Below are 24,242 nucleotides of genomic sequence, written 5' to 3'. Positions count from 1 at the left end.
CCTAGATGACGGGGTTGGTGGGCGCGCGGTCGATATCGCCGCGCTCGGTGAGTTCAAAGGCGTAGTCGGTGCCGATGGCCTCGGAAGGCTGCGTGGCGCGGATGGCCACGAGCGGGTAGTACGCGCCCACGGTGGGCAGGAACAGCGTGTTGCCGGGCACCCAGCCAGCGCCCCAGCCTGCAGCCGCGAGTGTGAAATACGGCGCGCCGCTGACCGGGTTGATGGGGGCGATGGCCGTATTGCGAGAAAACGTGCCCAGGTTGCCCACGTGCTCGCCAATCACCTCAACATCGGTGCCCCCGGTGAGCACGCGCAGGGCAAAGCGCTCGGTCATGGCGCCCGCGTTGGTCACCGCCACAGGGAAGGCTCCGTCGTTGTAGGTGGACGGCGCAGAGTTGCCGACCGTCACGTCGGACCATGTCACACCGTCCCAGGTCTGCTGGTCAAACACCGGCAGCGCCCGGGCGCGCAAGTTGCCCGCCATGATGGCGCTGGAGACGATGGAGCCCACTGGGAAATTGTGGGCGAGCTGCTTGGTGAGCTTGAGGGTGCCGTCGATCTGCACGTCAGCCACGCGGGCCATCTGCTCAATGCGGTGCTTGACGGTCACAGGCTGCACCCAGCCCGTCACGTCGGTGATGGCGATGGTGCCCGCGTCCAGGTTGGGCGCGTAGCCCGTGCGAATGAGCTGGCCGTCCGCGCCGATCAGGTACACCCGCGAGAGGCGCTCGCGTGCGCAGTTGACCGTCTGCCCGTTTGTGTAGGTAGCTGCAGGCACCACGCCCGTGTGGCCGATCACCACATAGCTGCCCACCCGGTACTTAGGCACCCGGCCATCAGGCGGCAGGCGCACCGGGTCAAGGCCCACGATATCGGCGTCCAGCGGCAGGTAGAAGTAGGCCACGCTGTTGTAGCGCAGCGTGGTGGGGTCCACAGGCCAGGGGCGCCAGATCTTGCCCGGCTCCACCGCGCCCACGTCGGCGGCGTCGTACCACCACTCTGCCTTCTGGGCGGCGGTGAGGCTTGCGTCCAGCACGAAGTCACCAAACTGCAGCTCCACAACCCCGGTCTGGTAGTCGATGTGGCCCCACATGTGGGCGCCCTGCAGGTTGCCGTTGAGATCGCCCGTGGCCGTGAGTGCGTTGCCTGCGGTGTCGGTGAGCGTGAGCACGTAGCCCGTGGGCTTGATCGGGGCCGCCTGCGTACGCATGAAGATGCTCGCGGTCTTCCACGCGCTGCGCCGGGTCCACAGGCTTTGAAGCGTGATGGCGTCGGGGTTAGGGCCGACCACGTAGTCGGTCATGCGCGCGGTGCCCGCTGCGTAGTCGATGCGGCCCGAGTTGATGCCCGGGTTGCTACCCGTGCGGCCCCTGTAGATCACGCCCTCGAAGTCGGTGTATGTCTGGCCCATCCAGACGAACTGCACGCTGCCGGGCACGATGGAATCGGATGTGTACGGGCAGAGGTCGATGACGATGGACTGGGGCTGGAAGCTGTCGGTGCGGGCTGTGACCACCGCAGGGGCAACCCGGTAGCGTGCGACCACGCTGGAGGTAGCAAGGATCTGTTCGCCCACGGTGGTGGTGCCGTAGGACGCGCCCTTGCGGCTGTTTGCATTGCTGCTGCCGCTGCCGTCGCCAACGGTGCTGCCGAACTCGGTGGCATTGTCGTAGTCGCTCTTGTACGACTCGGTGCTGCGGTCGAACTTGACCGCGCGCAGATTGACCTGCTTGGCCCCGTAATTGACGGTGCCCAGGCCCCCGAACAAAGCGCCCGCGCCGTCGTCGGTGACCGTCTGGACTACGACGATGCGGCCATCGGTGGTGCGACCTGATTCTTGGGTCAGCGAGCTGTTGCTGCTGCTGGAGTTGGTGATGGTGAAGGGGCGTTGAACGTAGGTGATGGACATGCTGTACCTCTTCAGGAGGTTTGAGGCCAGTTGACGAACAGGCCGCTGGTGGATTCGGGCTCGCTGTACTCCGGCACCGAGCGGGAGGTGTAGGTCACATCGGCGTTCTTGATCGCATTGGTCTGCGTGACGCTGCCCCCGCTGGTGTTGCTGGTGGTGCGGGCCGTTGCCCACTCGATCTGCAGGGTGCCCGCAGCAGGCTGCTGGGCCAGGCTGAGCGTGATGTAGCCGCCCGCATCGGGTGCGCTGGGGGCGAGCAGCTCCTTGACCACCACATCGGTGTTGTAGGCCGTGCTTATCTCGTCGCCCGGGTCGGGCAGGTACACGGTGCGCAGCAGCACGGTGCCGCTGGGGTAGTCCACCCGGCCCGTCGCATCGCCGCTGATGAGCCCTGCAGCATTGGCAGTGGCGGTGCGCAGCACACCCGCGCTGTGCCAGGTGATGACGGGCGAGCCAGGCACCACGCCCTGATGTTGCAGCGTCCAGCAGTACTCGGGCGCGCGGATGGCCGCCCCCTGCGTGCTGCGGTTGGTGTAGCCCACGCGCTCGCCCCACTGGATGATCAGGGCGCTGCCCACGTCAGGCAGCACGGGCAGCGTCACGCTGCCGCTGCCGGAGGCGTAGATCAGCTGACCCACGCCACTGCCGGTGAAGACGCCTGTACCGTCATCCTGCAACTCGTACCAGGTGCCCAGCGCCATCCAGCTGATGGTGACCGTGCCTGGCTCGGGCAGCGGCGCGAGCATGAAGACGTAGTTAAAGCCCCGGTTCTCCTGCCCGATCTTGATGCGCTGGGTGTGGGCGGCTACGGCGATCTCCACCCGGCGCGGTGCGTCGGCCAGCACGATGGAGCGTGTGGCGGCTGGGCGCTGGTCCAGGGCCGAGGTCTCGGTGCGCGAGTTGGGCACGAGCTGGGTGTAGATGCTGTCCACCTTCACCACGCTGTCGCCCAGGGCGGCGGCCAACACCGTGGGGGCCGCGCCGTAGTATTCCGCCGCGTCGGCCACCGAGGTGTCGCGGATCATGGTTTTGTTGGGGTCGCGCCCAAAGCCCCGGTCTGGTGGGCTACCGGGAAAGTCAAAGCGCAGGCTGTCGGACAGGTCCAGCTGGGTGAGCTGGCCCAGGAAGTCCACGAACGTGCCGTTGACGTTGTAGGTGAACATGCGCGTCTCGGTGGTGACCTTGGTAACGCGGATGTACTGCGCGCGCTCGTCGGGCAGGCCTTCGTTGTAGATCAGCACCAAGGTGCGACCGATGGGCGGCGTGGCAGTGCCCGGGCGTTGGAAGAGCTGGATGTTCTTCTGGCCCAGGACATGGTTCTCCAGCAGGTAGCCCGACCACTCGGACGCCTTGATCAGGTAGTTGGCAATGGCCGCCGCGATCTCGGTGCGCCGCGCGAACAGGTTGCACTTCGCCAGCGTGACCGACACGTTGGGGTCGGTGGGCGGCATGGACAGGATGAAGTTCGCGCCCATGTAGGGCTCGGCGTTGTTTGTCATCACCGCCGCGTGCACCTGCATGACGCTGACGTTGCCACCGGCCCGGTCGGCCTCGGTGATGTCGCGGAAGATGTGGTTGCTGCCGCCGTAGGGGATGACGGTGCCTGTGGGGCCGCCGCCGCCCTCGGGCACGTCGTCCATCACGCGGCTGGCCAGCAGTTTGATATCGCCTTCAAGGATGGTCATGGGTCAGACTTTCAGAAAACGGAAGGTGGGGCGGTAGAAAAGCTCGGGCGTGATCTCGCCATCCAGAAGCTTCCAGATCGGCTGGGCACTGAAGCCGCCCTTGGCGTGGTCGAAGATGACCTGGTACGTCTCACCACGCAGCACCAGGTCAAGCTGGATGCCTGGCAGCGCGGCCCAGGCCTGCAGGGTGCTGCACAGGGCGCGGCTGATCCAGGCATTGGTGTCGGTGCCTTCCAGCGTCACGGGCTGGCCCGATTGCTTGAGGGCCACGTCCACCAACAGGCGGCCGGTGGTGCTGTAGGCGGTGCCCTGTTCGACGGGAGACCAGTCGAACTCGTCGGCCCAGTGCAGACGGTCGCTCAGGGTGGCGGTGGTGCCGCTGTAGGTCAGTGTGATGCTCATGGGGTTTACCTGGCGGCGGCGCTCTTGGCGCGGGCGAGCTTGCGCAGCAGGTCCTCGGCCTGGGCCTGGCTCTGGGCATCGGCAAAGCGCACAGGGGTCTGGACGCCGTCGATGGTGATGTTGGAGACGTAAGTGGCGCCGGGTGCCCCGGTGCTGTCGTTGGGCGCTGAGCCTTGGCGCTGCGGGGTGCTCCGCCTTTTCTTCTCGAAGTCCAGCATCTCGCTCATCTCAGCGCTGCCGTTGTCGGTATGCCTGTAGTACTCAGCCATATTGCTGAGCGCCTCAGAAAGCGATCCGAACTTGCCCGCCCACCGTTTCTGCACGTCCTTGGCGGTGTAGGGCACCTTTCCATTCGAATCGAGAAACTGCTCGGACAGCTTGCGTGCAACCAGCTCATCAAGCCCCGCCTGCTTGAGGTATTCGATGATCGCGGTCCGCGTCCAAATGCCCTGAGTCAGGGCCCGGCCTGTTGCATCGCTGGACCAGCCGTCCTTGTTGCGGAATTGGGAACCGCCCGTGCCGACTTCCTGCACGCCGCCACCCAGCTCCTGGCCGTTGCTGGAGAACCGACCGCGCTCAAACAGCCCCTTGTCACCTTCTCCCGGGCGGCCATAGGTCTGTTGCATCCGGCGCTGGTAGTCCTGCAGGGCCTGCGTGGAGGTGCGAATCGCAGAAGTCACTCCGCCCCAATCTCGCTGCATACCTGGCGCCACGCGGCCGCTGGATGCACCGGTCTGCTCAATGGAATCGCGCAGCTTCAGCGTCGCCTTGCCCGCTGAGTCGATTTGAATTTCGTATCCGCGCACTGCAGCCTGGCCTTCGACCCAAGCAGGTGCAATTCCTTTGTTGGCAGCGATGGCCGCTTCTGCGGCCCGTTTAAAGCCTTCACCCAACTCCCGAGCGCTTGCTGTGCCGCTGGATGTCAACGTGTCGAATGCCTCCTTGGAATCGGTGGCGATCTTCTTGAGGCTTTCATCGGACGTCACGCCCAATTGCTTCAGCGCCTCACGCATGCTGTTGATCCCAGGCGTTGCCTGGTCCAGGGCGTCTTTCAGCGCGTCGGCCTTCTCCTTGGCCTGGTCAAGCAAACCGTCAGCGATCTTGTCTCCCAGCTCCTTGCGCACCTGTTCAATCTGCGCGCGAACTGCCGCCAAGGCTTTCTCGCTGTCTGCTGTCTGGATGGCCTTGCTCAATGAAGCAGCGAGCACGCGACCGACGTCTGCGCCCTCTGCTTTGAGCTTGCCCAAGCCCGCGATGATGGCTTCCACATCGTTGATAGCGCTTCGGGAGGCTGTACCGATTCGGCCTTGAAGCTGTTCAAACTCCAGGCCTGTGCGCTTCACTGCCTCCCGGAGGAGAGAATCCATCAACTGAGCGGATCGCTCCGACTCCTTGGTAAGCACAGCGAAGGCTGCCTCTGCCTTTGCTTTTAGGGCAGCCAATGGCTCACCAGTAACACCTTGCTCCAGGGCATCGCGAACTGCCTTCGCAGCCTTCTCTGCTTCACTGCGTGCGGCAAGAAATGCGGCTCGGGCCTTAACCTCAAATTCCGCGAGGTCCTTGCCATCCAGCGCTTTCGACCATGCAGCCCGCAACTCCGTAAGCGATATCTTGCCGTCCGCTGCGAGCTTTTCGAGCACGGCGGAGAAGTCCCGAATACCTTGGACCTTTGATAGATCAAAAGCGTCGGTCGCCTTTTTAAGCGCCTCGGCGGTGACAGCCCCTTCCTTGCTCAGCTTCTCAAACTCAGCGACACCCGAACGTGCCGCCTTTGATAGGTCAAATGTGCGTTCAACTGCGGCTTGAATGGCAGTAGCCAGGCGCGCCCTGTCCGCCGCTGCCTCCTTGGCAATGTCTGCCGCCAGCTTGTCCGCGCGGGCAAGCTCCTCGGTACGGTCCTTGTATCCCGCCAGCTTGGCGGCGGCCTCACCAATCGCGGTGCCGATGTCCTTAAAGTTGGCGACCAGTCCAATCAGGGTGAAGGTGCGCAGGCTGGCGAGGATCGTGGCGAACCGGCTTGCGCCCACTGCGGCTGTTGTGGCTGCGTTCCCAGACGCGACCATCTGAACGTTATTGGCGGCCACCGCTGCGGCCGATGCCTGGGCGGCGACACCGATCCCCAAGAAGTGCTGGGCGAGCCGAAGTGCCATGAAGGCAGCGGTGGCCTGCCCAACGTCAATCAGGAGGCCTGCAACGGTCTTGAGGTTGTTGGCGAGCGCACTGATCGCAGAGGCCGCAGCCGCACTTGCGCCGGTAGCTTTGTCGGTCTCGCTGACATAGAGGGTCCATTGGGTGGACAAGTCCTGTAGTGCCCGGCCCACAGTAGGCGGCAGTTTCGAGAACTCGGCGGCCACCGTCTGGCTCTGCCCCTGCAGCGCTTTGATAACGGTGTCGCTGGTGAGCAGGCCGGCCTCTGCCATCTTGCGGAGTTCCCCAGTCGTGACGCCGAGGCCATCAGCCAAAGCACGCGCCAGGCGCGGGCTCTGTTCCATTACCGAGTTGAACTCATCACCACGCAGAGCGCCGCCCTGCAGCCCCTGCACCAGCTGAGTGATCGCCGCACTGGATGCCTGAGCGCTGGCCCCGCTGAGTTGAATCGTCTGGTTGATCGTCTCGGTCAAAGCCAAGGACTGGGTGCTGGCCGCGACCGTGGATAGGCCCGCGTCCTTTCCAGCCTGTGCGAGTCGCGTGAAGAGAACGCCTGTCTCTTCCAACGCACTGTGCGTGCGCAATGCAACCTGCGTGACTTCGTTCCAGGAGCGCGTGAAGTTGTCACCCTCGCCGGTCACCAGCTTTAGACGGGCCTGCAGGTTGTTGACCTGGTCGGCCGTCTCCGCCAAGTCCGAAGCCATGGTCTTTAAACCCTGGAAGCCTTGGAGGGCTGCGTAGAAGCTCTGCAGTCGGGCGAGTTGCTGGCTGATGGACTCCACACCGTCGCCAATCTGGCGGTGTGTGCGCACCATCGTCTCACCGGCATTGGAAGCCCCAGTGGCGGCCCCCTGGTAGGCAGGCACCAGGTCCTGAATGGCCTCACGGACTCCGGCCACTTCCTGGCGCAGTCGTTGCTGCGCATCGCGGGCGTTCTGCCCCGAAACGCCAAACCGCTGCAGTGCGGCCTGGGCGCCAGACAGGGCTTGTTCCTGCTGGCTCAGGGCTATACGCGCAGCATCGACCCCCGCCTGCAGGCGCTGCTGCGCCGCTGCCTCCTGGGCGGTGGGTGGCCCCATGGCCGCAATCTGCCGACCATAGTTGGCGGCCTCGGTTTCAGCCGCTTTGAGGGCACGACCCGCGTCACGCGCCTCGGTCTGCAGCTGCAAGAAGGCCGAGATCGCAGCGTCTTGCTCGGCCAGCTCGCGCAACCGGGCAGCGGCCGATTGGGCAGACTTTGACAACTCGCCGGTCAGTACCTTGGAGACGTCATCCAGGTCATCCGCCAGGCCCGTGATTGATTCACGGCCCGTGACGCCAACGCGGAGTTCTGCACTGACTTGCTTGTCGGCCATGTTTTCTTACAATGCAGGCATGCGCCCGATCCTCTTTTTGCTGTGTGTTGCCTTCCTGCTTGCTGCAGGCGGCTTTGTGTCGATTGGCATGGCCGTGGGCTTTGTGGCCTTTTTTGGCCTGGGCGCCTTCATCACCTGGCTGGTTCTGCAACCGTTTTTCAAGCGCCAGCAGTAGCCGCCATGACGTAACTGTCTCGCGCGAAGCACAAAAAAATAAGGCCGACATATGTCGGCCTTATTCGTTTGGGGGGAGTGGGTTGGTCGTCTTCAGACCTTGCGCACGCGGTAGTACTTGCTGACGCCTACCCCGCTCTTCGTATCGTCCTTGAGGACGGCGCCCGTAACAGGTAGGCTTGCAAAGCCCTTGTCGGCCAGCAGGCCAATGGCAGATGCCACACCTTGGCTGGCTCGCCAGATTTCAACGATGCAGGGCTTGCCATCGTCGGCTTCATTGAGCCCTTCAAAAATCAGCTCCAGCTCCTTGGCCTTGGTTGTCAGGGCTTCGATCACCGCATAGCTGGCGAACTCATAGCTGAGCTTCACATTGTCATCGTCGGCCAGGTCCACGGCATCCGGCAGCACGTAGACACCGGAAGCCCGTACCTCGTAGTTGCCTGCAGCGGCAATCAGGTCGCCCTCCGTGGCATACGTGTAGTTCACCCAAAAGACGGACCCGTTGGCAACATCTGGGGCGCCTGCATCCACTTGGATACCACCTGCAACCACTGTGTAGTTGCCCCCGGCCGTCAGTGCCGTTGCCGTGGCCACATCAGCGCCGATGCGAATGGTCACCGCCGTAGCAGGTGCGCCCGTCAGGTGCACCAGGGGCACCAGCGCCCCCTTGTTCACACCCGTGTGTTGCTCGTCCGTTGCCGTCCCGGTACCAGCGGTACTGCCTTTGCGCAGCACGACGTTCTTTGGGCCGATGTGCGCAGTGCGCAGCAAGCCACCGCGCGTGACCTTCTGAGCCTCATTCGCCACTGTTCCGCCGTCCACGCCCTGCACGGTACCCAGCGAGGCGCGGGCCAGGTTGGTCACGTTCAGGTCGGCCAGCTTCATCTTGATCTCGACATCGGTCACACGGCGCATCTCCGCGTGAGTGCCGCCTCCAAGGGCCGTCATGTCCTGTTGCTTCTGGACATCCTCCTTGTGAGACAGCTCCAGTTCCAGGACGTTGCCGATGGGCATGGGGGCCGTAATGCTGCCGCGCTCGCGGGCATACACCTGGCCCATATAGCCAGCGGGCGCGAAGACGCGTTTGATGATGGCTGCAGAAGTCATGAGTCAATCCTTTGTGGTGGTGGGTAAGGGGGGGACGACGCCCACGGCACGTAGCCAGCGGGCAGTTTCTGGGTGCACGACGATGGGTGTGCCCGGTGGCTTTTTCACGCCCATGTGCTCGTGCTCTTGGGCTAGGATCACTTGTTCCATAGCCGGTGGCGCTGGTGGCATGGGGGCCTTCCGGCGCGGCCTGGTGGTGGCTGGTTTCATGGTTTTCTCCATTCGGCCCAGTTACGGGTTTTGAGTTCAAGTGCTGCGCTGTGGCACAGCAGGCCTGCGAAGATCACAGGCCCTGCACCGGCGACTTGCACGCCGCGCTCTTCAGACAGACCCGAGCCCAACAGGCCAGGCAGGCCCAAGGAGCCATCCACGCGCACGGCATCGCGCATGCGCTCGACCAGGTCATCAAAGATCAGCTCGCTGTCTATGGCGGTCTGGAACGACAGATAGCCGCGCACCAGCCAGGTGTGTTCGTTCAGGATGCGTCCGTTGGCATTCACCTCTGATGTCGCCGTGCGCCTCACATACCAGCCACGGATATGCGGCTCACCGGCAAAGGCATCCGTCGCGGGGTCTGCATGGGTGTACAGATAGGCCTGTTTAAACCCCAGCTCACCGTCTGCATATCGTTCGCACGCATGCACCACGCCGACTGCAGACACGGAACGAAGCAGGGCCAGCAACGCGGTGCGAGAAGCGGCCAGGGTGTTGGGCATCGTCATTTGCCACCTCCCGCAAGGTGAGCCGCCACTTTGGCAGCAGCGCGGTCAAACATCGCCGTCACTTGCCCCTCTGTGGACTGGACCGCTCTCGCCATCGGGTGCTGCGCAGGCGTCCCCTCGCGGGCAATCTTGCGGGCCACCAGGAAGGCAACACGCTTGACCTCCTTGGGCTCACGGATGCCCAGGACAGCCTGAACCCAAGGCTCAATCGCTGCCACGGGGGGCATGTGGGGGCGGGTGCCAAGCTCCAGAAACAGTGCATTGGGCTGGCTGCTGCTCACGATGCCAAGCACGCCAGCCGGTGTGCTGGCTACGTCGCTGGTAATGCTCCTGGCAGTGAGGCCAGATACGCGGGGCAGGTTCTCCTGCCATTCGCGTTGTACCAGCAGCGTGGCCTCGGTCATGGCCTCCTGCAGCACCTGATCGGTATAGGCGGGAGCATCACGCAGCCCATTTGCGAACGACTGCAAGCCGCCCAGACTGATGGACAGATTCACAGACCACCTCGCTGCACCAGGCGATGGCGCGGGTTGCGACTCGGCCAGCTCACAACGCCTGCAGCGGCCGTTGCGCCAGAGCTGCTGCCGCTCGCAGGCGCGAACGGGTCGGCTATCCCCACTCCGGCGTAGTAAGCGGACCGAAGCTCCTTGGCCCTGGCGGCAAACTCACGCGCCCGTGTCTCAGTCATGCTGGCGTCCGAGCCATAGCCGTTCTCCCGTTGCGCGCTGTAGTGGGTCGCCAGTTGGTGGCACAGCAGGTGTGCCGCGTACTGGGCCACAGGAAGACGGTGCCTGGCTGGAATGGTGTCCTCAGTGGCCGAGAGCGCATGCTCAGCCATGAACTTCACACGCACCACGCCACCCGTTGCCACGTGGTCCGCTGCCATGAGCTGCCAGCCAGTGGGTGACAGGTATGCCGATACCTCAATCGTTGCGAGCGGGTCTCGACCAATGGGGTACTCCGCACTTTGAATCCAAGCGCTGTCCGTCCATCCCAGAGGCGCTGGAGCCAGAGAACCCGTGGGCCAAGTCACGTCGTCCACCATGCGGCGCGGATGATCTGAGCTGTACTGCAGGCGCGCGGCATCCAGGGCGCGGACACGCGAGTCTGCAGATAGCACACTCGCTTGATCACGGGCCAGGTCGCTGAGCAGCGCCTGAAAATCGGCCAAGGCCATGATGGGTCGAAGTCCTGTTTAAAAGAGAGAGGTGTTGGTCGGCTGGGTTGTCCAAGGCTCCAGGTCCGGGGCCTTGGACAACCCACCCCTTGCGGGGCGGGCCGGGTGCTTTGGCAGGGCACCAGCCTGTTGCGCCGAAGCGCTTCGCGCCGCTGGGTGTGTCCAGTGCGTTACGCCACCACGGCCTTGGTGAAGGCGCGGTAGTCGGTCACCGCGCCGCCGTAGATGTGGCGAATCTTGTAGGTCAGCTTGTCGGCCGCAAACATGGAGCCCACGTTGGGCGTGTCCTGCACGAACAACTCGGGCTCTTCGCGTCCATCCAGGAAGCCCACCTCAATGCCGGGGATATCGGCTGGGTCAGCAGCAGTGCACCAATCGTTGGCGTCGGTCCAGTACCAGACCGGGATGATGTTCATCGTCAGGGTCTGGATGAACGTCTTCTCGTTGTTGGTGGACAGCTTGAACAGATCGACCGCCGCCTCCTGCAGGTCGGAGGGAACCACCAGACGCGATGGAGCGATACCGATGCGGTCGTTGCTGCTCAGCTCGGTCTGCTTGAGCATCGCCAGACGGTGGATCGCCAGTTCGGCCTTGGACAGGGCCGCCGCGAACAAGTTGTTGTGATCGACGTGGAACAGCGCCTTGGTGTCGTAGATCACCGGGTTGGTGCGCAGGAAGTCGAACACGAACTTGGCGAGCGTGCGCTTGGCGGCGCGCGACAGCTTGGTGGGGATACGGCGAATCACACCCACGTCGTCGTTCTTGATCATTTCCAGGGTGATGTCTTCCGTGCCACCCTTCTTGCCCGCCTTGTAGGTGGCTTCTTCATCGCCAGGACTGGTCAGAGGTTGGTAGTCGGCGCCCTCGGCCACGGTGGGCAGGTCGCCATAGCCGCCCCAGCGGGTACGGTGCTGCATGCGGAAGTCGTTCACTGGCACCACGTTCACGAGCTGGCGCCAGCCGTCAAAGTCCACGGCGGCGCGGTACTCGGCCAGCATGCGGCGGGTCACGCTGTCGCCCAGCACTTCACCCAGCGATGCGCTGCCCAGCGACTCCACCAGGCGCGATTGGTCGCACTCGCGCAGGCGGCCGGTCACCAAGCGGTCGCCCGTCATCTCGATGTAGCACTCCTTGAAGGACTGCACGCGGCCGTGGTCCTTGTGGGTAGGGTCCCAGAAGGCGTCGAGCATGTCGCGCATGGTCAGGCTACGGTCGCCCACCGAGATGGAGCCTTCGCCGAACATCGGCACGCGCACGGCACCGCTCTCCGTCATGCGGGCGATGTAATCGCCCTCGGCCTTGATCAGGTCGCCCACAGCGGCCTCGGTCAGGCGGTCGGCACCAGCGATGGACACCTGTGCCTGCAGGCGGTCCTTGGCGGCCTGGGGCAGCTTGGCCGCGTTGATACGGTCGCGGGCTGCGCCGCGCAGGGTGAACACTTCCAGGTCAGCACGGGTCAGAGGCGTGTTGTCGCCCTGCGCTTCGGCGATGCGGGTAGCGCCTGGCGCGGCTTGCACCAGGGAGCCGCACACGGCTTCGTGCAGGTTCACCAGCTCATCGTCACCGATGGTCTCGGCGTTGATGGTGGCGTGCTTGACGGGGTCTTTGGCCTTGATGGCTTCCAGCAGGCGTTGCTTCCAGAGAGGCATTGCGTTTCCTTCGGGGTTGTTGAGAGGTTGGTCGGCGGCGGCTTCAGTCAGGCGATCCAGGCCGCCGCCAGCGCCCGGTTCGACAATCAGGTCAACGGAGTGCACCTTGGTGAACTTCACGGCCTCGCGCAGGGTCTCGGCCCCAGCCTTGCGCTGCTTGGTGCGGGCGTCGGCGTCAATGGACAGGCCAAGAAGGCTCTGCATGCCGCGCTTGACGGCCTCGGTCATCTTGGTGACCGCCGCATCCGTGGGGTCCAGGGCTTTAAAGGTGCCTACCAGCGCGCCGGTGTCAGGCGCCTTGCCCTCTACAAAGCGCACGCTGTAGATGCCGCCGATCAGGTTGCGCACATCCTTGCCCTTGCCAGCGATGTGCTCTGCGTCACTCTTGGTGAAAACGCGCACACCCTCGAACATGGACACCGCCTCGCGCAAGGTGGCGTCGGGGTAGTAGTTGCGGTTGCCGCTGCGGCCGGAACGGATGAGGGTGACCTCGATGGAGCCGTCTGCTGCTTCTCGGAAGGCCTCGTCGGCCAGCGCTTCACGCACGGAGACCGGGGCAGCCGCTGGCGCAGCAGCCGGGGCTGACGCGGGAGCCGTGGGCACGTACTGCTCGACCACCTCGATAGGCGCACCGAGCACGACCTGGTCGGAGCCAGCGATGTGCTTAAACGAGTAGCTGTACTGAAAGTGCTTGCCATCCAGCTCGATCACAGCGCGGTCGCTGTAGATGGCCGACAGGCTGCAATACCGGCGTTGCTCGGGCAGGCGCCCGCTGTTGATCTGCTCAGAGATCGCCGCGCGCACCACATCGATAAGCTGGCGGAAGTCGCGCTCGGGAGGCGCTGCAGCCTCGCGCAGGGCAGCGTCCACCGCTGCACCAGTGCGCAAGCCGCCACAGGCCGCCAGCGCTGCAATGAGTTGAGCCCATTTCATGCGGGCTTACTCCTCACCCGTGCTGGTGAGCTTCTGACCGTCCTTGGTGACTACGACCACATGTGTGCCGTAGTCCTTGAAGGACAGGACTTCTTCAGCCTTGACGGCCACGCGCTTTTCGCGGGGCACCTTGGCGGCTTTTCCTTCGTCGCCTTTGCCGTCCACGAGTTCGACCACCGTTCGCTGTACGCGCTTGGCGGCCTCGGCGAAGGTCAGTTCTCGGGATTTGCCCTTGTCGGCCTCGGGCGGATTCTTGGGGTCGGACATGCATCACTCCATCCATGTGAGCCGCGCGGGGCGGCGGGTTGCGATGGAGTGACTGTGCCGAGGGGGGCACAAAAAACTAAGGCCGACATATGTCGGCCCGTGATGTGAGAAAGTGCTCTCTCAGGCTAGCACGACTCGCTGCAACTCACCAAGCAACTTGGCTTGATGGCAGATGGCGCAATCTTGAATGCGCGATCAGCACGAAGCTGATTGGTCTTACTTGTGCTTCGAGTCGTCAACCCAGAAGCGGAAGCACTTGCCGTTCTTTGGGTAGATCACGCGCCCATTTTTGACGATGTAGCGGCAGATCACCCAACGGCCGCCAGTACGTTCAGCGGTCATCGGAAACCTTTCTCACGGTCTTACCGTGAAAGGGGTTACCGGGATCGTCGGTTGCAGCGCACGGCCCAAAAGCGTAAACTCAAAGGCCTTTCCGCAAAGAAAGCACTGCTGATGCCTCACCCGTACTCAGCATCCTGGTGACGGGAACTGGTAATTCCCGTCACCAACCTTATTTAGTCAAATGCAAAGCTCATTTGACCTGGGTGCGAACGCCAGTGTTGGGTCACCCACTCCCACCGCCCGTAACGACGGCGGGTGTAGCGGCGAACAAACACTGTCTTAAGACGCGTGTAGGACATAGCCACCTCCGTGAAGAGATTGAGCAGTTTTGGCTTGCTTGAACACGCCGAACTGATACAGTCCGTTTCTGTCTTCCCCAAGACGTCTGCGTGATCAAGTGGTTTGGTAGACCGCTTTTCACCAACCCAGGCTCGCGAAATGTCTCAATCATTTCGTGAGCCTTTTTTTTCGTCAGGCTGCAACTTGATGGACTCCAGCAAGTGCTCCAACTGGCGCAGCACTTTCTGATTCGCGGGCGAGTCAAACCCCAGCAACTCAACAGCGAAAGAGTCCGCCTCGCCTTCGAATTCCACCATCTCAATGCCGCTACGTTTCTCCATCCGCGCAAACGTGACTTCGCTGTGCATCACCATGTGGCCAAGTTCGTGCGCTGCTGTGAAGCAATGCTCCGGGTCCCCAGCGCACATACCACGGTAGACATCGTCACGTAGTGCAATGGTCTTCTTGAATGGGTTCGTAATTCCCAGGTGAGCACCCATCTCATCACGCTCCCTAACCAACATCAGCCAGCCTGGCCAGATGATTTGCAGGTGCTCATAGACGAGCTTCAGTACAAGAGAACCGTCTGCATCCATGAACCCCCACTCGGCGCAGACGGACTTGAGTTGCTGAACGCTTTCACATATCTCGGCCTTCGATTTTCTTGTCATACATTCCCTTCTTGTACTTCTCAAAAACACGTCCAATAGTGGCCAGGTCTTCGGGCGAAAGTTGAGGGAGCACACGGGCAAAAGTCACCGCTGCATCCTTCACGTCATCTGGCATCGATGCCTCCAGCGACAGCTTTACAAGCTTTTTTGTCTTTTCGGCAAGGTGCTCAAAAACCGCACGTCGCTCTGCCACTTCTTCGTACTGGCTCGCCAGACGCGCCACGAAATCATCGGGGGCGGCTTTTGCTCCAGTTTCGATGGCTGATAGCATGGCGGGCGACATTTCCAAGCGCACAGCCATATCAAGCAGCACTTCGTCTCTTCCAATTCTTATTTTTCGAGTTTCCTTTCCAAGTTCGGTCAACTTCATGGTCGGTTCCCTTTCTCCAGTTGCGGTGCAAGCTCGGGGTCACAGCAGGCACCTACTTTCATAGTTAAGTTAGTAGCTCTCCACTCCAAGGGGAAGCTCGGAGGCCGCCTGATCAGGGCGACGGGTGAAATCCTATCACCATTTTTGGTTGAATTCAATCACCTCCTACATAAACCAGCGATTTGGATCTTTTTCGACATCCGTTCATCGCATGGGCACGTGTTTAAACCCCCTTTAAATCGCCCGACAGGCAGGGTAGCGGGAAATTTCCAAGGGGTTGCCGCACCAACCCTGTTTAAAGCGACGTAGCCCGCGACAGCTACACCCCCTCATTCCTGCCGTCGCCCCGCATCCTTGGCCGCCTTGTCAAGGGCCGCCTTGCGCCCATCCAGCTTCAGCTCCAGCTCAGTGAATGGCTTGGCCCCCGGGGTGACCACCTTCCAGCTCTTCAAGTAGGGGATCGCAAGGCAGCCACAGTTGATCACCTGTTCGGGGGGGGCCTTGGGGTCGTGAGGGCACTGCATCAGGTCAATGCCGCCACCGGGATTGGGCACCTTGAAGAGCGCACCTGCATCCACGACCTGGCCATCCATGAGGTCGTGGGTCCAGCGACTGTGAATCTTGCCGCTGCGCCGCCACTGTTTGCCCAGTCCAGGCACCAGAGGGGCTGCTTGCACAAGACGCTCTTTGGATGCCACGGCAAACGCCCGGCTTACCTCGGTACGTACGATGGTGGTGGCGCGCTTGGTCGATTCGCTTTCCAGGAGTGCCTGAACTGCCTTGATGGCCTGGAAGGGCGTCACGCTACCTATGGTGACCAGGCCGAGCTGCTGGCCGATCTTGCCCAAGGCCTCGGCCGCAACGTTGTTCAAGCGCTCGTGGCCGAAGGTGCGCATGGCAGACAACACCCTGGCATCCAGGGCCGTGAGGCGCATCTCCACCGCGTGCCCTGCGGCGGCCAACGGCTTGTCCACCAGATCCTCGCCTTGCTGCCAGGCATCACGCAGGGCCAGGTCGGTTTCCGCCCCGGCCTTTTGGCCTGTTGCGACGAGCACGGTCGAGATCTGATCCCGCAGCCTGGTCAGATGCCATTGTTGCCACTCGGCGGGCTGGCTTGCGAGCTGGGCCGTGATCTGGCTCAACGCATCCCGAAGCAAGCCCACGACCTTTTGGTCGGCAACAATGAGAAGCCGGGCGCGCTCCGCCAGGCGCTCTTTAAGCACCGCTTCGAAACGCTTTTGCTCGGGCGTCACGCCTGGTCAGCCGTTGCAGAAACCGGGGCAGGTGCCGGTGCTTTGGGCTGTGCCTTGCCCGCCTGCAGCTCGTCTCGCAGATCGGCGGGCAGATTGAAGCTGTCCTCCGCCGCCTTGGCCTTCTTGCGTTCCTGGTGTTCCTTGCGGGCCGCGTCCAGCTCCGTCTTGGCGTCGAAGTCTTGGCCGAACCGCTGTGCCACGTCGGCTACCAGCTTCAGGGCGGTTTCCTCGGTCAGCAGCCCCGCATCAATCATCTGGATCACCGCTGTGACCAGCGAAGCCATGGCGGCGGCGAACTTCGTCACGTCGCGGTTCACCAGTTCGGGAAAGACCGCCGTCACCTGCCACTTGTCCTCGGACCAGTCAGGCCTCACGCCGCTGACTTGGGCAGAGCGCCACAGCACGAAGCGGCCGATCTCTTCCAGCATCAGCTTCAGGAAATTCTGGCGCCCGGTGTAGATCTTGAACGTTGGCTCTCCCATCTCCGAGGCAGCGGCACGGTTCACGTCACCGCCACCGCCGTACCAATGCTCGGGCGTGGTGCTACCGCCCAGCACATGGTTGCGCAACAGGCGGGCGCTTTCGCTGGTGTCGGCGGCCTGCAGGCTCGGGCTCTTGGCTTCCAGCTTCACGCTGTCGTTGTGCACGAAGGTGCTGTTGGGTGCCGGGGCCTTGAATTCCTTCTCATAGTCCTTCACGGCCTGTGGGTCGGCCCCGGTCAACGTCACATCCCAGGTAAAGGCCCGCAGGTAGCCAATGCGGTCCAGCTCGTTGAAGAGAAACTCGTCGTAGGCGTCAAGCCAGTCGATCTGCCCGAGCAGGTCACTGCGACCACGGCTGCCGTTGGGGAACTTGTTGAGCTGGTACAGCAAGCATTCACCGTCCGTGAAATCCTCGGCCCGGATGCGGGCGGTGTTTGCACTGAACAAGTCGCGGTCCTCACCCAGCACGATCACCCGGTACTTGTGCTGCTTGCCCCGGTTGTCGCGCTTGGTCACCACGCCAATAGGCTGCTCGGGGTTGTCCGGGTCGGTCACCACGGTGGCAATCTGCCTTGGGTCCAGGTAGCCCAGGCGCACAAAGCCATCCCCTTCGCGCACGTTGGCGATGTAGCACTGCTCACCCAGCAGGCCCAGGGCACGCACGCGGGGTGTGAGTTTTAAAGGCCAGTTGTTGATAGGGTCTGACCAGAAGGCGTTGAGCAGCTTCTGGTGTTCTTCGTCCTTGCACTGCAGTGTGACGCCTTCGGCCAGCAGGTAGGCCAGAGGCAGCTCCACCAGGCGGTTGGCGAGCAGGTTGCTCTGCCACAGGTACTCCGCCACCTTCTGCATGCGGTCCTGCGCCATGGGCGACAGGTCGCGGTCGTTCTGGTTGCTCAGGCCGTCTCCGCTCAGGCGGCGCCAGCCGGGTTCGTCCGAACCTTGGGCAGATGCTGCCTCTCGGACAGGGTTGGATGGTTGGGCAGGGGCAGCAGTGATGCCCACGGCCTCCTTCAGTCGGTCTATCAGCCACATGATGTCATTCCTCTGCAGCCAGCTCGGCGCCCACAAGGGCGAGCGCCAGGCGGCCATGGTCGTTGTGGTGGACGATCACCTCGCGCAGCTTCTGCGCGGCCAGCTCGATCCCCTTGCGGTCAGAAGCTGGCAGGCCCGCGATGTGGCCCCGGATGATCAAAAGGTTTTGTTGGTCTTCGGTCATGGCGGCCCCTGGTCAGCCGCGCCGAAACATGCGCTGGGCTGTGTGGCCATAGCGCTCGCGGGCGGACTGTTGACTGCCCTTGCTGTTGCCGCCTTGGGCGGCTGCAGCAACCCCACCGGTCACGGCCAGCATCCACAGCATCACGACCATGTCGGGGCCGTCGTCGTGATCGGCCTTGGGGAAGTGGCGGAACTGATCGACCAACGTGGTCTGGCTGCGGTGCAGCCGGATCAAGCCGTTGTGCATGTGCGGCTGCAGGCTTTCAATGCGCAGCACCTTGTCAGCGATGGGGAGCAACCCGCGCGCCGGTACCGGAACGCCGAGCTGGGCGCTGCGCTTGACCAGCTCGGTGCGCAGGAACTCCTGAAACTGCACCGATTCCACGCCCCACACAATGCAGCAGTACTCCCGCTGAAAGTCGATGATGTCGCTGATGATTCGGTCGGGTGTGCGCTTCTTGATCTTGGCTTCGACCACATCCAGGATGCCGGTGGTGCGCTGGTAGCCACCGATGCCGATGGCACTGGGGTCACGGCTGTTGCCATGCCTGCCCAAGGATGGATCGGCCGCGCCATAGAACACCCACTCGGCCAGGCGGTTCACCCAGAACTGGATGCTGTGGGCAAAGGGGGCATCCTCGCCCGCTACTGGGTCGTTCTGCTGCTCGCTATCAAAGGCGCTATGGCCTTCACGGGCACGGCGAATCATCAGCTTGTGGATGGGGCGCAGCGCGGGCCAGCTCACCACCGCACCTTTGTCCATCTCGGCCTGCTGCTCGCGGTACATCGCCATGGCGGCGGCCTCGCCCTCCTGGGGCGTCTCGGCGCCCAAGAGCAGCCCTTCGAACTGCTCCCACAGGTCCATGCGGTCAGGCCATTGGATGATGGCTTTAAAGACCTTGCGGTTCCATAGCGGGTTTTTGAGGAAGCGGGCCAGGACCGAGTCATAGTGCAGCACCGTGCCGATCAGGATGGCATCCATGCTGTCGTCGGGTGGCCCCAGGTTCAATACGGAAGCCGTGACGAACTTCTGCAGCTTGTCGCGCTGGGCCGGGGTCGTGACGTTCTCGTCGTTCTCGATGTCGTCCATCACCGCCAGGTCAGGGCGGTGGGCGCCATGGCGGCGGCCCCGAATCTTCTTGGCCGAGCCGAAGGCCTCGACCTTGCGGCCGTTGGCCGTGACGATCACGCCCGCACGCCAGACCTTGCCCTGGCCGCAGGCTTCGGGGAAGTCCCCCTGCAGCCGTGGGTTGGCTTCCAGCTCGGCCTTGATGGCTTCCAGCATCTCTGCGGCCTGCTCGAAGGCGTCCATGATGATTACGGGATACCACTTGATCCCGGTCACCACGCACCAGAGAACGAACGACATGCTCACCTTGGTGGACTTGGCCTCACCCCGTGGGGCGGCCAGGGCGTCCCGCTGGCCGCTGGATGCATTGACCATTTCAGGCAGGCGCTTGTACAGGTATTGGTGCAGCGCGCTGGGCTCGGCGGTGCCGTAGTGCGGGAAGTAATTCCGGTCCCAGTATTCATACCCGGTCACCGGGTCGAACACCTTGCGGCGGCGCTCGGCAATGGCCTCTGGCGATACGTCCCATCCGTCGAGGTTGGCGTCGATCTGGCGGCGCAGGCCATCAGCCAACGCGGCCAGGCCTTCGAGGAACTCCTTGCTGCTCTTTGCCATGGCGTTACTTCACCTTCGCCAGTTCTTCGCCGAAGGGCTCCAGCAGCTCCACCATGGCCGTGAGGTGCTGCGGAAACTTGGCCTGGGCAAACGACACCAGGCGCTGCAGCACGTCGAGCTGGATGGCCTGCTTGTTCAACTCGGGCGATAGGCGCTTGAAGCTCGCCATCGTCTTGTTGAAGCTGTCGCTCATGCTGGCGAGCGTTTCCGCCCGCTGCATCGGCCCCATGTCCTTGGCTTCGCGCAGCAGGTCCATGGTGGCCTGGTGCTGTACCAGGTAGTCTTCCAGCAGCTTCTTGCTCAGGCTGGCGAAGTTATCGTCTCCCAGTGCCATGGCGGCGCGAACGCTGTCCCAGTCGTCGCCCTTGTCGGCGGCTTCTTGCTTCCAGCGATTGGCGGTGCTGCGTGGCACGCCCACCTTCTTGCAGGCGGTCTCCATCGGTAGGCGCTGGTACACATACAGGCCCCGGAGCTGCGTGCGCTTCTCGGATGCGTGGGCCATTACTGTCCGGCGCCTCCACGGCCCAGCCATTGCTTCACGCCCTCGATAGCCAGGGCGATGCCGATGGACACGGCAGAGCCGCTGATGGCACCAGCCACTGCCGCCTTTTGTTCCACCACGCGCAGGCGCTTGTCGATGGCGTTGTGACGCTCTTCCATGCGCTGGTCGAGGGCGTCGATGCGCTGATCCTGGCGGCCCAGGTGGGCGGTAATGCTGTCGAGCTTGCCGTCCATCTTTCCCAGCAGCATCAGTTCGTCTTTTTCCATTGGCATGGAGGGTTCACTTTCCGTTTAAAAAATCGATCAGGTGTTGGTAGCGCTGGCGGTCATCTGCGCAGGCTTTGGCGTTGGCTGCGTGATTGGCCCAGGCGTCGTCGAGGGTGAGCCCGGAGCCTTGGGCACAAGCAGCGTCGGTGCTTTGGGTGGGACTAGCAGGGCTGCAGGCACCGGTCGCTTGGTCGATGCCGGTGAGGGCGCCGTTCCACATGCGGACAGCAGCAAGAGTGAGGACAGGGCTGCTATCGACAGCTGTTGCAGGCGCACTCCGCTCATCCGGGCCCGGCGAGTCAGGCCCATACGGGTCGCTGCGGGCGACAACAACCACAGGCCCAGGAACAACAAGAGGCACACGGCGGCGAAGGTCTTGATAAGTGGCATTGAGGGCGGCATAGCGGTCTTCCTGGTCGATGTGTTCGGTGAGGTAGTTGGCTGCGGCCTGGTCGGCACGCTTGGTTTCCTTGGCGGTCTCTTCGCGCTCGGCTTCCAGAGCTTTCGCGTGCTTGGCCTGCCAGGCGTTGTCGGTGGCGGTGTGACCCCACCAGTAGCCGCCACCGACTAAGGCCAGGGCGGCAACGAGGGCAATGAGCAGACGAGCGGCCATGGCATCAATGGGGCAGTTCGCCGACCATCCACATGACGGCCAGGCAGAAGATGAGGAAGGCGATCAGGGCCGCGCCTGCAACGCCCATCAAGATGCGCTTAAGAGTCTTCATTGCTGCAGCTCCATGCACTTCTTGTGGCGCTCAAGCTGGCGGGTCCATACGCCCCGGCAGACCCTGTTCCCGGGTGTGCTGCAGTCGAACTCCCAGCGCACCGGTTTGCCCTGAGCATCACGCCTGCTCACAGTCCAACCCGGTCCCTCCTGGCGGGCGCTGGTCAGCTTGCGGTAGTCGAGAAGTCCATCGCACGCGGGCTTGTAGTTGCCCGCGAGCAGCTCGCGCCGCATGGCTGATGTGCGCCAGGCTCCCATGCCGTACTGGTACACCCAATCGAGATACAGGTCGTATTCGCCCTGATGGAGTGCTACGCCTGGCAGGCTGTCGCGGAAAGCTGCCTCATCCTTGGTGATGTGGGTATGGGCTTTGATGAGCGCGCGCACCGGGGTGGTGGTGTCGCCCATCTTTACGGGCGTTCCGTCCTCATGAATGGTGCTACCGAAGCCCACCGTGGGGCGGTCGCCCTGCGTGGGAACGATGGCTTTATCGGTGTAGCTCTCATGCACCACCAGGCCAACCAGACCGGCCGCCGAGAGCGACATGACTGCGACGACCTGACGCGGGCTCACGTTGCCGCGCATCCTCTTCCTTGATCGCGCTCGCTGCCCCGCACCGCTGCCGAGGAGGCAGGCAAACAACAGCACCGTGACGATGCCAAGGAGAAAAGAGTTGGTGATTCCCATGCCGCGACTGTCGAGGTCGGGGCACAAAAAACTAAGGCCGACATATGTCGGCCTGATAGCTCTATCTGAGACTAGTCAATCCTACTGGACGCCCATAGGCGTCACCAACTCCTAACGACTGATGGCAGTGATCTTCCCCTGATCCAGGTAGACAAACTTAATAGGCGCATGCTGAGCGTACACATACTGCTTCCGAACGCCATACTGTGTCTCGGTCTCATTGATCTGAAGGTGATCCCAGTCCCTTGCGAACATCGTGCAGTTCAGGAACTGATCCTCAGACATGCCTACGCGCGGCTGAGGTTGTACTCCCTGAGCGCACCGCGTTGAATCGCTCCTTCTGCTAAGCGTATCGGCTTTCTCAAGGAGCTGGCGCCGCTCAACGTTTGTCTGAATTTTTCTCTGCATCTCCGGCTGCTCCATTTGATTCTCAAATGAACGGGCGACATCTGCAGCGCTCATTACACCAGGAGGCTTGACAGCGGGTGACTCGATAGGCGCTTTAAGGTTCTTGGCGCCGTCAGTGCAAGGTGCATCCTGGAACACAACCTTGCCATCAGAGCCTGCACACTTGTTGACCGCCCATGTCGGCAAAGAAAGCAACAAAGCGGCGAGAAACATCGTCTGCTTGAGCATGGCGCTCCCCCTTTCAATTAAACGTGACGCCGCCCCAACGGACCCGGCCTAGCACCGAAAAATCGCGATGCGATTCTTCATCCGAGCCTTCTATTTCAAAGGGCGAATATTCTGGGTTTGAACTACTGACCCTCAATACTTTTCCGGGTAAGCGCTGCAGTTGCTTCAGCATCAAGGCGCCATCGAGACGGATTGCGTGAATGCCTTCGGTCAATACGTCCTTTGCACGAAGGTCAAGCATCGTGGTGTCTCTGGATCGCAGCAACGGCTCCATTGAATTGCCGATCACTGAAACCAGCGCCAATTCATTGTGAGTAATGCCAAGGTCCTGACGGATGAACTTTGCCTCGAAGGGGCGCATTGCAACAACACGCTCAACGTCGCAGAAGACACCATTTCCAGCCGACAACGCTACATCGAAATGCGGGACATAGATGTACTCACCCGCTTCGACGGCCTGCACACTGCGTTCTATCTTGTCGGACTTCGTTTGACCAGTCAGAAGCCACTCGGCAGGGCATTTCCCGATCTCTGCCATCCGCAAAAGCGCAAACGCATCCGGGATCGTTATGCCCCGCTCAAATTTCCCAATGGTGTTGACATGGAGATCAAGCCGACGCGCGAACTCTTCACGTGTGAAGCCGGATCGGCACGACCTTATTCGCTCGCCCAGTGAGGCCGCATAGGCATCGCGAAGTTCATTGCTCGGTCTGTCCATGATCTCAACACCACGCTGAGCGGGGTGAACATTTTAGTGTGTCCATGAACACATTAAAGCATGCGCGAGATAAAACGGAAACACCCGATACCACCTATATCGTCTGATGGCAACTCGAGGCCACACTCAAACACACCCTTTTGTGTGTTGAAAAAGCTTGCGAGAACATTTTTTTGTGTTTACCATCATGACCATGGACACACAAAAATGTATGCAGCAGACAGATTGGCATCCTGCGGATGTCAAGGCCGCACTCGAAAAGAAAGGTGTAAGCCTTCGTCAACTTGCTAAAGAGCATGGCTACTCACACTTTCAGCGCGTCCTGACGACCCACTGGTGGGCTGTTGAACAGATCGTTGCCAATGCTCTTGGCAAGCCCGCGCAGGAAATCTGGCCGTCCAGATACATGACCACGCGAGCAAAGGCTCAGGCACGGACTGTCAAGATCACTGTGACCCGCTCAGGGCGCATCCGCAAGCAGCAGGAGCCACGCACATGACTTGGCTCACCGCACGCGAAATTGCAGGTCTGCCGGGCATGCCCAGCACAGAGTTCCGCACTCGCGAGAAGCTCGAAAAGTTAGGCATACCGAGCCAGCCCCGCGCAGGCCGGGTCGGCGGAGGACTCGAATACGACACCACCGCACTGTCAGCTGCGACCCGCGCGGCTATTGCAGTCCGCACGGTCGCCAAGGCTGCAACCACTGCGTTGGCCCAGGTTGATCCCGCTCCGGTGGTGTCATTCGCCCCGCCTGAAAAGCCATCGCCCGCTCCCCTGGCCCCCATGCCAGAGCCCACCCGCCGCCCACCCAGCCTGACCGACAAGGCTACGGCTGACGCCCGCATGCTGCTGGTGAACATGGTGCTGGACTTGGAGTCCGTGCAC

The 24,242-nt window shown here is 62.4% G+C and carries 26 protein-coding genes; 3 read left to right on the top strand and 23 right to left on the bottom strand.

The features are described from left to right. Position 1: 1 nt before the first annotated feature. Genes DBR12_RS03410 through DBR12_RS03395 form a run of 4 tightly spaced genes read right to left on the bottom strand, consistent with a single transcriptional unit; the run spans position 2 to position 7,499 of the window. Positions 2-1,909, bottom strand: coding sequence for a hypothetical protein (locus DBR12_RS03410; RefSeq protein WP_108615962.1), 1,908 nt, complete (start codon positions 1,907-1,909; stop codon positions 2-4). 11 nt (positions 1,910-1,920) lie between these two features. Then, a complete protein-coding gene (locus tag DBR12_RS03405; protein WP_108615961.1) occupies positions 1,921-3,594 on the bottom strand; it encodes a hypothetical protein in 1,674 nt (557 codons plus the stop codon). A gap of 3 nt (positions 3,595-3,597) precedes the next feature. Then, the gene (locus tag DBR12_RS03400; protein ID WP_108615960.1) at positions 3,598-3,996 is read right to left on the bottom strand and encodes a hypothetical protein; all 399 of its coding nucleotides are present in this window, start codon (positions 3,994-3,996) and stop codon (positions 3,598-3,600) included. 5 nt (positions 3,997-4,001) lie between these two features. Further along, complete coding sequence (locus DBR12_RS03395; RefSeq protein WP_108615959.1) at positions 4,002-7,499, bottom strand: tape measure protein; 3,498 nt, start codon at positions 7,497-7,499, stop codon at positions 4,002-4,004. 19 nt (positions 7,500-7,518) lie between these two features. On the opposite strand from DBR12_RS03395, the gene DBR12_RS22135 reads away from it, so the two are divergent. Then, entirely contained in the window at positions 7,519-7,674 is a 156-nt protein-coding gene (locus DBR12_RS22135) for a hypothetical protein (protein ID WP_158274969.1), read from the top strand. A gap of 92 nt (positions 7,675-7,766) precedes the next feature. On the opposite strand, the gene DBR12_RS03390 is transcribed toward DBR12_RS22135, so the two are convergent. The 19 genes from DBR12_RS03390 to DBR12_RS03305 form a co-directional block, all read right to left on the bottom strand. Next, positions 7,767-8,780 carry a hypothetical protein gene (locus DBR12_RS03390; protein ID WP_108615958.1) on the bottom strand — a complete coding sequence of 338 codons (1,014 nt, stop codon included), beginning with the start codon at positions 8,778-8,780 and terminating at the stop codon, positions 7,767-7,769. A 206-nt stretch (positions 8,781-8,986) separates the two neighbouring features. Continuing rightward, a complete protein-coding gene (locus DBR12_RS03385; protein ID WP_233244277.1) occupies positions 8,987-9,502 on the bottom strand; it encodes a hypothetical protein in 516 nt (171 codons plus the stop codon). After that, positions 9,499-9,999 (bottom strand): hypothetical protein, encoded by a 501-nt coding sequence (locus DBR12_RS03380; protein WP_108615956.1) that lies wholly within the window; start codon positions 9,997-9,999, stop codon positions 9,499-9,501. The genes DBR12_RS03385 and DBR12_RS03380 overlap by 4 nt, the downstream gene beginning before the upstream one ends. Next, on the bottom strand, positions 9,996-10,679 hold the full coding sequence (locus tag DBR12_RS03375; protein ID WP_108615955.1) for a hypothetical protein: 684 nt from the start codon (positions 10,677-10,679) through the stop codon (positions 9,996-9,998). The genes DBR12_RS03380 and DBR12_RS03375 overlap by 4 nt, the downstream gene beginning before the upstream one ends. Before the next feature lie 170 nt (positions 10,680-10,849). Beyond that, positions 10,850-13,261, bottom strand: a complete 2,412-nt coding sequence (locus DBR12_RS03370) for a hypothetical protein (protein ID WP_233244276.1) — start codon at positions 13,259-13,261, stop codon at positions 10,850-10,852. 6 nt (positions 13,262-13,267) lie between these two features. Beyond that, positions 13,268-13,528 carry a hypothetical protein gene (locus DBR12_RS03365; RefSeq protein WP_108615954.1) on the bottom strand — a complete coding sequence of 87 codons (261 nt, stop codon included), beginning with the start codon at positions 13,526-13,528 and terminating at the stop codon, positions 13,268-13,270. A 216-nt stretch (positions 13,529-13,744) separates the two neighbouring features. After that, a complete protein-coding gene (locus DBR12_RS23430; protein WP_255575902.1) occupies positions 13,745-13,870 on the bottom strand; it encodes a hypothetical protein in 126 nt (41 codons plus the stop codon). 443 nt (positions 13,871-14,313) lie between these two features. Beyond that, the gene (locus tag DBR12_RS03360; protein ID WP_108615953.1) at positions 14,314-14,820 is read right to left on the bottom strand and encodes an ImmA/IrrE family metallo-endopeptidase; all 507 of its coding nucleotides are present in this window, start codon (positions 14,818-14,820) and stop codon (positions 14,314-14,316) included. Beyond that, entirely contained in the window at positions 14,789-15,190 is a 402-nt protein-coding gene (locus tag DBR12_RS03355) for a hypothetical protein (protein ID WP_146185460.1), read from the bottom strand. Before DBR12_RS03355 ends, DBR12_RS03360 begins: the two co-directional genes overlap by 32 nt. 329 nt (positions 15,191-15,519) lie before the next feature. Next, positions 15,520-16,443: a hypothetical protein gene (locus DBR12_RS03350; RefSeq protein WP_108615951.1), complete on the bottom strand. Its 924-nt coding sequence runs from the start codon at positions 16,441-16,443 to the stop codon at positions 15,520-15,522. Continuing rightward, positions 16,440-17,957 carry a hypothetical protein gene (locus tag DBR12_RS03345; RefSeq protein ID WP_233244275.1) on the bottom strand — a complete coding sequence of 506 codons (1,518 nt, stop codon included), beginning with the start codon at positions 17,955-17,957 and terminating at the stop codon, positions 16,440-16,442. Before DBR12_RS03345 ends, DBR12_RS03350 begins: the two co-directional genes overlap by 4 nt. 4 nt (positions 17,958-17,961) lie before the next feature. Further along, the gene (locus DBR12_RS03340; RefSeq protein WP_108615950.1) at positions 17,962-18,141 is read right to left on the bottom strand and encodes a hypothetical protein; all 180 of its coding nucleotides are present in this window, start codon (positions 18,139-18,141) and stop codon (positions 17,962-17,964) included. A 12-nt stretch (positions 18,142-18,153) separates the two neighbouring features. Next, positions 18,154-19,824, bottom strand: a complete 1,671-nt coding sequence (terL, locus tag DBR12_RS03335; RefSeq protein WP_108615949.1) for a phage terminase large subunit — start codon at positions 19,822-19,824, stop codon at positions 18,154-18,156. A 4-nt stretch (positions 19,825-19,828) separates the two neighbouring features. Beyond that, positions 19,829-20,326 carry a DUF1804 family protein gene (locus tag DBR12_RS03330; RefSeq protein ID WP_108615948.1) on the bottom strand — a complete coding sequence of 166 codons (498 nt, stop codon included), beginning with the start codon at positions 20,324-20,326 and terminating at the stop codon, positions 19,829-19,831. Beyond that, positions 20,326-20,598 carry a hypothetical protein gene (locus tag DBR12_RS03325; RefSeq protein WP_146185459.1) on the bottom strand — a complete coding sequence of 91 codons (273 nt, stop codon included), beginning with the start codon at positions 20,596-20,598 and terminating at the stop codon, positions 20,326-20,328. Before DBR12_RS03325 ends, DBR12_RS03330 begins: the two co-directional genes overlap by 1 nt. Before the next feature lie 7 nt (positions 20,599-20,605). Beyond that, entirely contained in the window at positions 20,606-21,205 is a 600-nt protein-coding gene (locus DBR12_RS03320; RefSeq protein WP_108615946.1) for a hypothetical protein, read from the bottom strand. Positions 21,206-21,313: 108 nt separating this feature from the next. Continuing rightward, positions 21,314-22,003, bottom strand: a complete 690-nt coding sequence (locus tag DBR12_RS03315; RefSeq protein WP_233244274.1) for a lysozyme — start codon at positions 22,001-22,003, stop codon at positions 21,314-21,316. 111 nt (positions 22,004-22,114) lie between these two features. Continuing rightward, positions 22,115-22,639: a DUF4124 domain-containing protein gene (locus DBR12_RS03310; RefSeq protein WP_108615945.1), complete on the bottom strand. Its 525-nt coding sequence runs from the start codon at positions 22,637-22,639 to the stop codon at positions 22,115-22,117. A gap of 13 nt (positions 22,640-22,652) precedes the next feature. After that, a complete protein-coding gene (locus tag DBR12_RS03305) occupies positions 22,653-23,357 on the bottom strand; it encodes an XRE family transcriptional regulator (protein ID WP_108615944.1) in 705 nt (234 codons plus the stop codon). Between the two features lie 193 nt (positions 23,358-23,550). Here DBR12_RS03305 and DBR12_RS03300 point away from each other — a divergent pair, with 193 nt between their 5' ends. Continuing rightward, positions 23,551-23,856: a helix-turn-helix transcriptional regulator gene (locus tag DBR12_RS03300; RefSeq protein ID WP_108615970.1), complete on the top strand. Its 306-nt coding sequence runs from the start codon at positions 23,551-23,553 to the stop codon at positions 23,854-23,856. Continuing rightward, positions 23,853-24,242, top strand: a 390-nt coding sequence (locus DBR12_RS03295) for a DNA-binding protein (protein WP_304529304.1), incomplete at its 3' end; no start/stop codon positions are given. The genes DBR12_RS03300 and DBR12_RS03295, both read left to right, overlap by 4 nt.

Origin of the sequence: Acidovorax sp. HMWF029, assembly GCF_003060895.1 — a bacterium.
In the GTDB taxonomy this organism is placed as follows: domain Bacteria; phylum Pseudomonadota; class Gammaproteobacteria; order Burkholderiales; family Burkholderiaceae_C; genus Acidovorax.
The sequence above is the reverse complement of the archived record's forward strand: the minus strand, read 5'-3'. Positions and strand labels throughout refer to the sequence as shown.